This window comes from Vibrio navarrensis (genome assembly GCF_000764325.1).
Lineage (GTDB): Bacteria > Pseudomonadota > Gammaproteobacteria > Enterobacterales > Vibrionaceae > Vibrio > Vibrio navarrensis.
Map to the genome: position 1 here is coordinate 2,165,150 of NZ_JMCG01000001.1, position 12,401 is coordinate 2,177,550.

A 12,401-nucleotide genomic window follows, 5' to 3' on the forward strand; every position below is an offset into this window, starting at 1 on the left:
CGGAAGCGCGGCTTCCGTTTTTTCTTCTCTCTATTTTGCTATTGCGCTTCTTGCTGTTGCCGTTTTTGGCGTGCTTTACAGCGCTGCAAGAATCGTTTCGGCGTTACTCACTTCGAATGACTTCGGCGCTTCCACATTCAGTGTGGTTACCACACCATTGTCGATTATCATCGCGTAGCGCTGTGAACGTACGCCGCCAAAGCCAGCGGTATCCATCTCAAGCCCCAGTGCTTTGGTAAAGCTTGCATCACCGTCGGCCAACATCATCAGCTCGGAAGCATTTTGCGCTTCGCCCCACGCTTTCATCACAAATGCGTCGTTAACCGAAACACAAGCGATGATGTCCACGCCTTTGGCTTTGAGTTGATCCGCAAGTACCACGTAACCCGGTAGATGCGCTTCAGAGCAGGTTGGCGTAAATGCGCCCGGAACAGCAAACAGGACGACTTTCTTACCGGCAAACAGTTCTTGAACAGAATGGTTGACCATACCATCTTTGGTCAATTGACTCAGTGTCGCGTTTGGCAGGGTTTGTCCTTGTTCGATCATGGTTTTTTCCTTTTTCAATGACTAAGAATACCTGAGCAGTGTAGTACGGATTTTGCCGATTAAACACAGACAAAAAACGGGGGTACTGAACAAAAACCACCAGCGAATGACAAAAAGAAAAAATCCGGGCGAGCCCGGATTTTTCGATGGTGCGGAAGATTAGCGAATGATCATCTGTTCGCGGCCAGGGCCAACAGAAACCATGCTCACGGGCACGCCCATCAGCTCTTCAATACGCAGTACATATTGCTGCGCAGCGATAGGTAGCTCGTCGAATTGACGGCAGCCCGTGATGTCTTCACTCCAACTGTCCATCTTTTCATAAACAGGTGCGAGCGCCGCTGTTTGTGGCCAAATTGGGTTTTCGCTGTGTTCGCCTTGATAGGCAACGCAAATTTTTAGATCAGCAAGGCCAGTTAGGCAGTCAAGCTTGGTCAGGGCAATCTCAGTTGCGGCTTGCAGTTCAACGCCATTTTTGGTCGCCACCGCGTCAAAGTAACCCATATCACGTGGGCGACCCGTGGTTGCGCCGAACTCGTTGGCAAGTTCACGAAACGCATCTTGCTCTTCCATCGCGGTGATCAAGGTGCCTGTCCCTACGGAGGAGCTGAATGCTTTAGCGACCGCAATCACGCGTTCAGGGCGAAGAGCTGGCAAGCCGCTGCCAATACCCGCGTAAGCGGAGACGACGTTGGAAGAGGTCGTCCAAGGGTATTCGCCATAAACCAAGTCACGACCCGCGCCCAACTGCGCTTCAAACAGCAGGTTGGATTGCTCAGCTTGCAGCGCTTTTAGTGGGGTTGAAACGTTGCAAATCGCATCACGCCAAGGAGCAGAAACCTCAAGCAGCCAATCCGCCATCTCTTGCGCGCTTTGAGTAAAGTTGAAATCTGGATATAGAGCGCGCAGTTGTGGCAATTTCCAATCGAGCAGGAACTGAATGCGCTCCACGAGCACTTCAGGTTGCTTCAACCAGCCGACCAGAATGCCTTTTTTCATCACGCGATCGCCGTACGCCGGAGCGATGCCCTGACGAGTCGAGCCATACGCTTTGTCGCCTAAACGCTGTTCTTCTAGCGTGTCTTCCAGTGCGTGCAGCGGTAGACAGAATGTCGCGCGATCAGAGATGCACAGGTTCACAGTTACGCCTGCTTGTTCCACTTCTGCCAGCTCTTTGCTCAGTGCTTCAGGGCTAATCACCATGCCTGGCCCAAGCACGGCCAAACAACCTGGGTTAAATACGCCACTCGGTAGCTGGTGCAGCTTAAACGTACCGAGGTGGTTTACCACGGTATGGCCAGCATTATTGCCACCTTGGAAACGAATACTTGCAGCGGCGTGTTCGGCCAAAAAGTCAACGATACGACCTTTGCCTTCATCACCCCAGTTGGCACCAACAACAACGATAGACGACATGAGAATTCCTCCGAAATAAGACCGAAGCATCTTAGGTGGATAGTCTTAATAAGAGAAATTAATTATACTCATCAAGCCAATAATAAACTCATATGGGGAAGTGATGCTGGATCTCAACTGGTTAAAAACCTTTGTCACTTTGGCTGAGGTTAAGCATTTTGGTAAAACCGCCGCGGAGCTGCATATGACGCAGCCTAATGTCAGCTTGCATATCAAGCAATTAGAGCAAAACACCAAAGCAAAGTTGATTGAGCGAAATCCGGTACTGCTAACCCCGGCAGGTAAGCGGCTACTGAAATCGGCCAAGATGATGTTAGGGGAGTTGCAAATTTGCCAAGCGGATCTCAATGCCATCAACGAACTCACACAAGGGACGCTGTCGATAGCGGCAAGTGACATTGTGTCGCGTCTGTTGTTGATCCATCCTTTTCAGCGCTTTAAAAACGATTACCCCGGCATTGACTTGGCGCTGTTTAATACCACCTCTGCGCAAGCGGTTGAGTTGGTGAAAAGTGCCCGCGCCGACATCGGCTTTGTGATTGCGCAGAAAGAGAGCCAGCCACTGCATTTTACCGCGCTGACCCAGATTCAGTGGTGTGCGTTTGGTGATGATCTGTTTGCGAGTGATTGGGGAGAGCAAGATAAGCCGACTCTGATTCTGCTTGGTCATGACACACGAACGCGGGAGCTGATTGATGCTTCTTTACCCAAGTTAGCCTTGCCCAAATATCGCGTGATGGAAGTGGGCAGTGTTGAGGCGCAAATCGACTGGGCGCAAGCAGGCTTTGGCACCGCGATTGTGCCGGATTTTTCACTGCACACCAAAGCGGCACTGACGCGAACGGTGACCCATTTGGAGGCGTTCCCAGCCACCGATTTTGGTTATATTGTGAGGCAAAACCAAGTGTTATCGAAAGCGGCCAAGCAGTTGCTTGGCTGGGTGGAAGAGTATGCGCAATCGACAGACTGGCATTAATGGTGATTAGTGACGGCGTGGGACTTCTTCCCATTCTCCTTCAATCACGTGTGGGTCCTGTTGGGTCTGCGGCGATTGACGGCGAAGCTGCTTTTCTAACTTTTTACCGGTGATCAAAGCGGCGATGGTCAATGGAATGGCCAGCAGCAAACTAAACATCAGGGTAAAGAGCGCGGCGATTGCGGTCAAAGTCACTAGGATGATTCGTTGCATCGTTGTTTCCTCAGTTTGCACTACAAAATGCGATAGACAACACAATAACCAGCGGGAGATGAATCAAGGATGAACGAGCAGAAAAGGTGCCTGCATCAGGGTCACAGGCACAAACGGGGGAGAGATTCTACCTTTGTCACTTAGCGCGTTCATGCTGTTGGCTAGCACGCTAACTGATTTAGGTTTGTTGTTGTAATAATGCCGGCTCAACCGCGGTTTACAACCGCTTTTAAGCCCAAATGGACAAATCATGTCACCGACTCTCGTTGCCGTAGGTGGAGCAAAGAGAGTCAGTCAGTTCGCTTTCGATGCGGTGCTAGTTGTGGAGCAAGCTATTACACACGAGGGAAAGTTTGATAGCGAACGCCCATCATTTGTTCCATACAGTGAACGACTTGGCAACTGTAGCCAAACTCGTTGTCATACCAAATGTACAGCACACAGCGGTTGTCTTGGGCGATGGTCGCCTGACCATCAACCACACCCGCATGGCGAGAGCCGATGATGTCGCTGGAAACAATCTCAGTTGAGTCCGTGAAATCGATCTGTGCAGAGAGAGGTGAAGCCAGTGCCATTTCGCGCAGGTACTCGTTAAGTTCTTCTTTACTGGTGGCTTTTTCCAAATTGAGGTTAGCCACGGCCATAGAAACGTTCGGCGTTGGTACACGGATGGCGTTACCAGTGAGACGGCCTGCCAACTCTGGTAGCGCTTTGGCGACGGCTTTGGCTGCGCCAGTTGACGTCAATACCATGTTGAGCGCTGCGCCACGACCACGGCGATCGCCTTTGTGGAAGTTGTCGATCAGGTTTTGATCGTTGGTGTAAGAGTGCACGGTTTCGATATGACCAGAAATCACCCCATACTTGTCGTTGATCACCTTTAGCACTGGCGTGATGGCGTTGGTGGTGCAACTTGCGGCAGAGACAATTTTGTCGTCCGCTTTGATCACATCCTCGTTCACCCCAAACACGATGTTTTTGATGTCGCCTTTACCCGGTGCGGTCAGCAGCACTTTCTCTGCGCCTTTGCACTCAAGATGCTGGCCTAAGCCTTCTGCATCGCGCCAGACACCCGTGTTATCCACGACTAACGCGTTGTTAATGCCATAAGCGGTGTAATCCACTTCTTCGGGCTTGTTTGCGTAGATGAACTGAACGTAGTTACCGTTGATGATGAGCGCATTACGTTCTTCATCAATGATGATGCTGCCGTTGAACTGTCCATGAACGGAATCGCGTCGCAGCAGGCTTGCGCGCTTTTGTAAGTCACCCTCTTTGCCACCGCGAACAACGATGCCGCGTAACTTGAGCGGGTAACCCGGGCCGCTTTTTTCTATCAGAAGACGAGTAAGCAGACGACCGATACGTCCAAAACCGTACAACACCACATCACGGCTTTTGAGTGAGGACTCTGCATCCAACGCGCCAACCAGTGCAGTCTGCAGATAATCTTCAAGTGCCGAAGTATCTTCATGACTTTCCCAGTATTGGTGCGCCAATTGGCCAACATCTACGCGGCAGGACGCGATGCTCATCTCGCTGATAGCTTGAATAATTGGCAGAGTTTGCTCTAAAGAGAGCGGAGTGCCAGTGTAACGTCTGGCGACGCGATGAGTTTTGAGAATGTCGATGGTAGTTGCGTTGATCAGTGTCTTACCAAACAGAATCACTTCGACGCCTTTTTGTCGATAAAGTTTGCCGATAAGAGGTGTAATCGATTCCGCAATCGTTTGGCTGATTTGCCAGTCTTGGAGATATTTCTCTGGACTCATGTTTCTATTGGACCTTTCACGTTTTTTAAGGGCTGACCTTACTCTCTGAATGTAGGGGGACAGAAAGTAGGTATAAGGTTTGTAATGGTGTTGTAATATTTATGTGGCGGGATTTTACAGTCCGATGGGTTATTCTGCTAGAAAAAATAAAGCCAGTGAAAATGACTGGATATGTCGATGATTTAGGCGATTTTCCGCAGATGTCTAGGGCTAAATCACTATTGACATTTGCAAAAACACAAACTTATTTTGTGCATATAACGATCACTTTGGCTCAGTGAATGAAATTAGAATTAAATTGTTGCATTAATTGTTGATTTCACTCGATATAACTACGGAAAAAGTAAACAAAAAATCCTGATTTTATTGTGGCTATTTACGGGGTGCTCCTGATCCAACGGCATCGCTGCGTTTGCATCGATGCTGCTCACATTTTTGTTGCGGGCCATTTTTAGAGAAAGTCGCCTGTAAAATGAGACGTGTGCCTGAGCTGCCTTAAAAGTGCACATTCGCCAATCCATGTCGTCTGATTATGAAATTAGTCTAGTATTAAGAGTGGGCTAGGCTGCAACTACTCAGGGACTCTCGCGATGATGGCGACCATTTTAATCAAAACTCGTCTTGTGCTGCTTTCATTACTGCCCGCTTTGGTGATTTTAGGATTAGTAGTGCAACAATTGCTGAACAATCAGCAACAGTCAGCATCGTTGGAACAGGCGATGGTGCGAATGGATATCTTGCAGGGGGTGACGAAAACGAGTTTGGCGCTATTTGACTATCAACAAGGTCAAAGTCAAACCTTGGACGATTTGGAGTTCAGCGTTCCCCCTTCTTGGGGAGCTGTGGCTGAGTCGACTTTGCAAATCACTGGTTTGGAGCAGGAGCTAAACGATGCTTTAGCGTATGTGAGTGGGCAAAAAGCCTTGACCAAAGAGATTGCAGACCCGCTGTATGCGTCGCTTTATCATGTTTTGCCTACGCTCAGCAGCACGCATTTTCACCTTGATGACGACACATTGGAACGTCAAACGAAGATCTTGCTTGAGCTCAGTTTGCTGCAAATTTGGACTATTGAAGAAGCGAGGTTGGACGCTCCAAAGCAAACAGGACAGGACTTGGCGGCTTGGTATCGTGTGCTGGAACATCAGCGAGTGAGCCGACAAAACTTGTTAGCGTTGGGCAATGGACAGTCAAATGTGGATGCGCTGGTCAGTTTTCTCAGCTCCGATCGTTATCTCAGCGCTATGCAGTTTCGCGATGGATTCAGCGCGAGTTCGGCAGGCAACCCAACGCTGGGCCCTGCAGAAATAAGCCTCTACCGCTCTGAGCTGATTTATCGAGTGCATACCTTGTCTGAGTTAGTCAGCCACTTTTTCGTCAGCGTTGAACGCAATTTACAATGGCAAATGGAGCATAAACATCAGCAGTTTGCCGCTATGCTAGGCTTACTCGCAGCGCTGCTGACATTGATCTTTTTCTTGGCTAAATCCATCTGGCAGCGAGTAGAAGGCAAACTCAATGCGATTCTTCGCGCGTTGCAATGCTTAATCGAAGACGAGCAGGGTCGCTCTGACTGTCATGTCGGCGTGGAAGGCAACGATGAGCTGAGCGAATTCGCCCGACGCATTAACCAGATCATAGACGCTAAGCAACAACAAACGAAGGAACTGATTGAAGCGAGGGAAGCGGCGGTCTCGGCCAATCGTGCTAAATCCACCTTCCTGGCCAATATGTCGCACGAGCTGCGCACTCCGCTTAATGGCATTATCGGTATGACGGAAATTCTCACGCAAAGTGACATGAACCAAGCGCAGAAGGAAGTACTTAACGACATCGACGCCTCTTCACAATCGCTTTTGATACTGCTCAACGATATTTTGGACTTGTCGAAAATTGAGTCCGGCAATCTCAACTTATGCTTAGAAGAGACCGCACTGCGTGAAACGCTCTATCAGTCTATTTCCCTTTTTCAGCCCAAAGTGAGCAGTAAAAACTTAGAACTGTATCTCTCTATGGATGAAAATCTGCCTGCGAAAGTGTTGGCGGATGAACATCGCATCCAGCAAGTTTTGACCAACTTGATTGGCAATGCGGTCAAATTCACCGATAAAGGACGTGTTTCGGTTGCGGTCGAATATAACGCTGAAACCGCAAGCCAAGGCATCTTGACAATCAAAGTGGCGGACACCGGGATAGGTATTGATAAAGCCAAGTTGGCCACCATTTTTGAGCCTTTTACGCAGGAAGATAACAGCATTACCCGTCAGTTTGGAGGAACTGGCCTTGGTCTCACCATTTGTCGCCAACTGTTGGCGATGATGGGCGGAGAACTGACCGCCACGTCCACCAAAGGGTTAGGAAGCTGCTTCTCATTTACCATTCCGATCAAAGTCTTGGAAGGAAGTCACTGGAGCCCTGACGAGATAAAACGAGGTTTGTTGATAGCCGACTCCGGCCCGTGAAATTCGTCGCTGGGAAAACGAGCAGGGGAGCGATAAAACCTTGATTATTGCACTGACGGCGAGTGTGCTTGAGGAGGATATTCAGAGCTGTTTTGATGCAGGAATGGATGCGTATCTACCTAAACCTTACAAATCCAATCAGCTGTATGAACTGTTTGATGAACTCATGGCCTCCTAGTAAAGACTGCGCAGTCGCCAATAGCTAGGGCGACTGCGTCAAGTGAGGTTAGCGAGTTGGTGATTGCGCGGGATCCGTTTGATTGAGCAACTTGTTCAGCGCAGAACGATAGCTAAGCCAAGCGACAAAGCCCGCCAGTAGGTTGCCCAGTGCTGCGCCAATAAATAGCCCTTGCAAACCCGCTAACTGCGCGCCGAGCCACAAGCAGGGTAAGAAGAATGCGAACAGGCGTAGCGCGGAAATGGTCAAAGCGGTATAGGACTTACCCAGCGCATTACAGACCGAAACCATTAGCATACAGATGCCTAGTGGGCCAAGGCTCAGCGGCACGATGAGCAAGTGCATGTTGAGCACCGACTCTACGCCGTGATCGCTGGTCATCAGCGCGGACAGCTGACCTGCCAATAGCATGCTGACTATCGCCAGAGCGGATTGGAACAGCAGTACAAAGCGAGTGGCAATGTTCACCAGTGATTGAATATCGGCGAACTTTTTTGCTCCCAAAAGACGTCCGACCATCGGCGGCATCGACATGGTCAGGGCAAGCACGCCGACCAAGGTAAAAAACTCGAAACGTGACCCAAGAGCCCAAGAAGCGACAGCTGCAGTACCGAAGCCTGCGATGAGTTTGGTTGCCAGCATCGAAGAGACAGGCGGTAACAACTGGCTAATCATCGCCGGGCCCATAATATGGCCTATAGCGGCAACGCTTGCAGAGACGTTAAGATCGTCTTTGGCAAAACTGATCCATGAGTTGCGCTGTAGTCGTGGCGCGATGACTAAAATGCCAAAACCAAAAGCGACGATGGTTGCAATCGCGGCACCTTCGATCCCCATATCCAAGGTGAAGATAAACAGCGGATCCAATGCCAAGTTAAGACCGCTGGTCACCATCATCATGGTGCCTGGCAGTATCGTATTGCCGTTCGAGCGGCAAATGCTGTAGAGGAAATAGAGCATCGCTCCAGTCCAGGCACTGATAAGCCAGTAGGGCCAGTAGCTGTCGATGATGGCGTACACACTTTCTGGTGCACCGAGAAGTTGTAAAATCCAGTGGCGAGTAAACCAAAGCAGTGCACACACCAAAGCAATGCCCACTGCGCCCATCAGTACAATTAGCCCTGCCAGTTGGCGAGCGTATTGCGCTTGGTTCGCTCCTAGTGCTTTGGAAATGACCGAGGTGGTTGCTATGCCTAAGCCTACTTGGATACCGATGATCACCATCTGCAGTGGTAGGGTAAACCCTTGTGCGGCCAACGGCAAAATGCCCAACTGCCCGATGAAAGCGCTATCAACCAATTGGAAACTCATGATGGAGAGTACGCCGAAAAGCATTGGCCACGTCATGGCGAAAAGCTGACGTGATAACGAAGGAGTGTTTTGTGTCATAAATTCGATGTGTGAGCTGTCATGGCACAAAGTCTACATGACTCAGACAACTTGTGGGAAAAAGATTCATCCCGTTTTTTTATGTGGTTAAGCGCCAATGTTCAGGCAATAAAAAACCCCGCCGAAGCGAGGTTTAGCTGACAGATACAATGTAAATTCAACTGTGGCTTATTTCTTAGCACCAGTCGCTTGTTTGTCTGCTTCTGTCAGCTCACGAATACGACGGCTGATGTCGCGGCGTGCTTTCGAAATCTCTGCGCTCTTGATGATGTGATCGTCGACGCGGTCTTCGTAGTCGGCTTTCATGTTCTTGATGATGGTCAGAATTTCATCATAAGTCATGTTAGGTTTAATGTAATCCAATAGGTTTTCGAGCAGTTCAACCCGTTTGCTGTTGTCGCGAACTTTTTTCTCATTGTCCAACAGTTCACGTTTCAGTTTGTTCTTGCGGCGTGCCTGCGCGACAATTTCAAATACCGTATTCATAGGTCCCTTACCTCAAATGTGAATGTGAAAAAGCAAAATAACTTCAAGATACCCTTCTTATTATCGCTTTGAGCGCTATCTTGAGGTCACTCTTCTCGGCTATTCGTCCCGTCACAGATTAAAGCACATCATACAAAGTCATAACAGCTTTTAGATCAAGCCAATGCCTGTCTGGATAAGAAAAATACAGATTTTGCCCTGCGAATTGTGTTTAACCAATGGTTCGCTATATTATCTGCGCAACAAATCAATCGATAACCAAACAAAGTCGTATGACCTACGTAAATTCCACGCTTGAAAATGCCGAACAATCCAGCGATGAAAACGCAAAAGATGTGTGTCAGAAGTTAAGGTGCGCCTATATTGATGAAAGAGTCCGATTGGAAGTCGTCGAAGTTGAGCTAAATCGCACCAAGATCGTGATGGTGGATGAAAAGGGAAGAATGCGTAAAATTTCATTGATACCTGAGCACTAACGTTTTGAGTTAAAAAAGAAAAACGTGCTATGGTGTCACGCAAAATAGCCATATACGCCAGATGGTTGTATGCGCAAAATAACAATAAGGATAAGCAAAATGAAGATTGAATTGACCGCCGTTGAAGCACGCGTCATTGGATGTTTGATTGAAAAAGAAGTGACCACGCCAGACCAATATCCGCTGAGCTTAAATGCCCTGACTAACGCTTGCAATCAAAAAAGCAACCGTGAGCCAGTGATGAATTTGTCGGAGTCTGACGTGTTGGATGCCGTCGAACAACTGATTGCTCGCCGTTTGGTCAGTGACGAAAGTGGCTTTAACAGCCGTGTGAGCAAATACCAGCACCGTTTCTGCAATACCGAGTTCGGTGATTTAAAGCTATCGGCTCAGGAGAAAGGCATTGTCTGTTGCATGCTCCTGCGCGGCGCACAAACACCGGGTGAACTGCGTACCCGGACCAATCGTCTCGCAAACTTTGCCGATGTTAAAGAAGTAGAGACGGTGTTGGACAGATTGGCGAGTGAAGAACGTGGCCAGTTGGTGGTAAAACTGCCGATTGAGCCTGGTAAACGCGAAGCGCGCTATATGCATCAGTTTTGTGGTGAAGTAGATGCTAGCCAAGTGGCCTTGTCGATGCCTGCTCATGTTGCCAGTCACACCGGCGACGATCAGCGTATCGCTGAATTAGAAGAGCAAGTGAGCGTCCTCAGGGAAGAGCTTGATGAGCTTAAGGCTTTAGTCCAGTCGCTCCTGTAATGCATCAATGTTCTGTGGGTTCGGAGTGGTCGGTCTATCTGATCCGAACTCGTCTCAATGCCCTGTATTGCGGCATTACCAATAATCTCGAGCGACGCTTTAGCCAACATCAACTGGGTAAAGGTGCCAAAGCGTTGCGCGGTAAAGGGCCATTGGTGCTTGAATGGTCCTATCCTGTTGGTGATAAAAGCACGGCGTTGAAAATCGAACGTCACATCAAATCGCTACCCAAAAGAGACAAAGAGCGCCTAATAAAAGGTGATCTATGTTTGCCTATCGATAATTTTCCTTATTGATATCACTATTTTCAATATAAAACTGATACGCTTTTATTGGACTTGATGAATAACAACAAGGATTGAGCGCATATGCAGCAGCACAATAAAATCGCAGTGGGTATCGGCTTAGCACTGGCTTCACTTTCTTCCTTCGCGGCTAACCACGTTGCGGACGGACGCGGCAACGGCATGGGCAATACTGGAGTCGCATCGGCAGATTATCTGACCGCACCGTTTTACAATCCGGCCCTCGTCGCTGATTTCAAGCAGCAGGATGATTTTGGCCTTCTGTTGCCCTCGTTTGGCGTGAATGTCCGGGACAGTGATGACAGTTTGACAACCATTGACGATCTGCAAGATGCCATCGACCGATATGAGAATTCGGCCAAAGGGCAGGATCAGATTGATCAACTCAACCGTTATATGGATGACTTACAAGGGAACGCTCCGCTTACCGTTAGTAGCAGTTTAGGGTTGGCGCTAGCCATTCCGACCAAAGCGCTTTCTACGAACTTGTTTGCCAGAGGTTACGTTGAGATCGTCGCGTTGCCAGTCATCGTCGATTCAAACGGTAATACGGCGGCGGATGTTGAAGATCGCTATACCGACTCCAGTGTGAAAATGGCGGCATTTGGTTATACGGAGTTTGGTTTGGCGCTGGCCAAAGAGCTTACCTTCTCCGAACAGCGTGTTTCACTGGGTGTTACGCCAAAACTGCAAAAGATGACCACCTATTTTGTTCAGCCGTCGGTCAAAGATTTTGATGTCGAAGATTATGATGAAAGTGAACATGAAGAATCGGCTTTCAACCTCGATTTAGGTGCGGTTTGGTACAAGGACGAGTTTCGTGTTGCCTTTGCGGTGAAAGATCTATTAAGTCAAACCATCGATTTGAAGGACAAAACCGGATTGAAGAAGGACACCTATGAGCTGAACACTCAGATCACCCTTGGTGCGGCTTATTCAGGTGAGCTACTGACGGCAGCAGTTGATTTCGATCTTACCAAGCAAGAGCGGTTTAAGTCACTTAACGATGAAACGCAGTTTGTTCGTTTTGGGGTGGAAGGCAATGCTTGGGGATGGGCGCAACTGCGTGCGGGTTATGAAATGGATCTCGAAGACACGGTAGAAAATGCGTTTACATTCGGTATTGGTATCAGTCCATTTGATGTGGTTAGCTTGGATTTGGCAGCCAGCTACGCGGGCGAAAACCAGTTTGGCGTTTCGGGGAATTTGGCCTTTACCTTCTAAAAACTGAAAAGCACTGATTCTTTCCTCTCGCCATGTCGTGTATGGAATAATAAAGCCCTCAAGCGTAGAGTTTTACTCGCTTGGGGGCTTTTTAGTCAATGCTAAAGTGGATAGACAAATTGTGACGCTGAACTGGAGTCTTAACAGATTTCACGTTACTCTTTTAGTACAACCTGGTTAGGTCATGCCAATAATA

11 protein-coding genes and 1 pseudogene are annotated in these 12,401 nt (G+C 48.7%); 6 read left to right on the forward strand and 6 right to left on the reverse strand.

What is annotated here, in order from left to right; translation table 11 throughout:
- Positions 1–75: 75 nt before the first annotated feature.
- Positions 76–549 carry a peroxiredoxin gene (locus EA26_RS09610; protein WP_039427108.1) on the reverse strand — a complete coding sequence of 158 codons (474 nt, stop codon included), beginning with the start codon at positions 547–549 and terminating at the stop codon, positions 76–78.
- A gap of 159 nt (positions 550–708) precedes the next feature.
- On the reverse strand, positions 709–1,965 hold the full coding sequence (locus tag EA26_RS09615) for an adenylosuccinate synthetase (RefSeq protein WP_039427110.1): 1,257 nt from the start codon (positions 1,963–1,965) through the stop codon (positions 709–711).
- Positions 1,966–2,068: 103 nt separating this feature from the next.
- Between EA26_RS09615 and EA26_RS09620 the strand changes: the two genes are divergently transcribed.
- Entirely contained in the window at positions 2,069–2,941 is an 873-nt protein-coding gene (locus EA26_RS09620; protein WP_039427112.1) for a LysR family transcriptional regulator, read from the forward strand.
- Between the two features lie 6 nt (positions 2,942–2,947).
- On the opposite strand, the gene EA26_RS09625 is transcribed toward EA26_RS09620, so the two are convergent.
- Both EA26_RS09625 and EA26_RS09630 read right to left on the reverse strand, forming a co-directional pair.
- Entirely contained in the window at positions 2,948–3,154 is a 207-nt protein-coding gene (locus EA26_RS09625) for a hypothetical protein (RefSeq protein ID WP_039427114.1), read from the reverse strand.
- Between the two features lie 335 nt (positions 3,155–3,489).
- Positions 3,490–4,926, reverse strand: coding sequence for a glyceraldehyde-3-phosphate dehydrogenase (locus tag EA26_RS09630; protein WP_039427116.1), 1,437 nt, complete (start codon positions 4,924–4,926; stop codon positions 3,490–3,492).
- A gap of 1,415 nt (positions 4,927–6,341) precedes the next feature.
- Here EA26_RS09630 and EA26_RS22655 point away from each other — a divergent pair.
- Positions 6,342–7,566 (forward strand): annotated as a pseudogene (locus tag EA26_RS22655) (ATP-binding protein); the annotation flags it as partial.
- A gap of 48 nt (positions 7,567–7,614) precedes the next feature.
- Here EA26_RS22655 and EA26_RS09645 read toward each other — a convergent pair.
- On the reverse strand, positions 7,615–8,955 hold the full coding sequence (locus EA26_RS09645; protein WP_039427120.1) for an MATE family efflux transporter: 1,341 nt from the start codon (positions 8,953–8,955) through the stop codon (positions 7,615–7,617).
- 168 nt (positions 8,956–9,123) lie between these two features.
- Positions 9,124–9,441 (reverse strand): DUF496 family protein, encoded by a 318-nt coding sequence (locus EA26_RS09650; RefSeq protein WP_039427122.1) that lies wholly within the window; start codon positions 9,439–9,441, stop codon positions 9,124–9,126.
- A gap of 272 nt (positions 9,442–9,713) precedes the next feature.
- On the opposite strand from EA26_RS09650, the gene EA26_RS09655 reads away from it, so the two are divergent.
- From EA26_RS09655 to EA26_RS09670, 4 genes are all read left to right on the forward strand, one after another.
- Positions 9,714–9,917, forward strand: coding sequence for a hypothetical protein (locus EA26_RS09655; protein WP_039427123.1), 204 nt, complete (start codon positions 9,714–9,716; stop codon positions 9,915–9,917).
- Between the two features lie 99 nt (positions 9,918–10,016).
- Positions 10,017–10,676: a YceH family protein gene (locus EA26_RS09660; RefSeq protein ID WP_039427124.1), complete on the forward strand. Its 660-nt coding sequence runs from the start codon at positions 10,017–10,019 to the stop codon at positions 10,674–10,676.
- Complete coding sequence (locus tag EA26_RS09665; protein WP_039427126.1) at positions 10,676–10,972, forward strand: GIY-YIG nuclease family protein; 297 nt, start codon at positions 10,676–10,678, stop codon at positions 10,970–10,972. The genes EA26_RS09660 and EA26_RS09665 overlap by 1 nt, the downstream gene beginning before the upstream one ends.
- A gap of 72 nt (positions 10,973–11,044) precedes the next feature.
- Positions 11,045–12,205 carry a conjugal transfer protein TraF gene (locus EA26_RS09670; RefSeq protein WP_039427128.1) on the forward strand — a complete coding sequence of 387 codons (1,161 nt, stop codon included), beginning with the start codon at positions 11,045–11,047 and terminating at the stop codon, positions 12,203–12,205.
- The last annotated feature ends 196 nt before the right edge of the window (positions 12,206–12,401 follow it).

What these genes read in the sequence shown, in the direction of transcription:
- EA26_RS09615 (WP_039427110.1), bottom strand. Translation starts at nt 1,965, where the DNA reads ATGTCGTCTATCGTTGTTGTTGGTGCCAACTGGGGTGATGAAGGCAAA.
- EA26_RS09610 (WP_039427108.1), bottom strand. Translation starts at nt 549, where the DNA reads ATGATCGAACAAGGACAAACCCTGCCAAACGCGACACTGAGTCAATTG.
- EA26_RS09660 (WP_039427124.1), top strand. Translation starts at nt 10,017, where the DNA reads ATGAAGATTGAATTGACCGCCGTTGAAGCACGCGTCATTGGATGTTTG.
- EA26_RS09650 (WP_039427122.1), bottom strand. Translation starts at nt 9,441, where the DNA reads ATGAATACGGTATTTGAAATTGTCGCGCAGGCACGCCGCAAGAACAAA.
- EA26_RS09665 (WP_039427126.1), top strand. Translation starts at nt 10,676, where the DNA reads ATGCATCAATGTTCTGTGGGTTCGGAGTGGTCGGTCTATCTGATCCGA.
- EA26_RS09655 (WP_039427123.1), top strand. Translation starts at nt 9,714, where the DNA reads ATGACCTACGTAAATTCCACGCTTGAAAATGCCGAACAATCCAGCGAT.
- EA26_RS09670 (WP_039427128.1), top strand. Translation starts at nt 11,045, where the DNA reads ATGCAGCAGCACAATAAAATCGCAGTGGGTATCGGCTTAGCACTGGCT.
- EA26_RS09645 (WP_039427120.1), bottom strand. Translation starts at nt 8,955, where the DNA reads ATGACACAAAACACTCCTTCGTTATCACGTCAGCTTTTCGCCATGACG.
- EA26_RS09630 (WP_039427116.1), bottom strand. Translation starts at nt 4,926, where the DNA reads ATGAGTCCAGAGAAATATCTCCAAGACTGGCAAATCAGCCAAACGATT.
- EA26_RS09620 (WP_039427112.1), top strand. Translation starts at nt 2,069, where the DNA reads ATGCTGGATCTCAACTGGTTAAAAACCTTTGTCACTTTGGCTGAGGTT.
- EA26_RS09625 (WP_039427114.1), bottom strand. Translation starts at nt 3,154, where the DNA reads ATGCAACGAATCATCCTAGTGACTTTGACCGCAATCGCCGCGCTCTTT.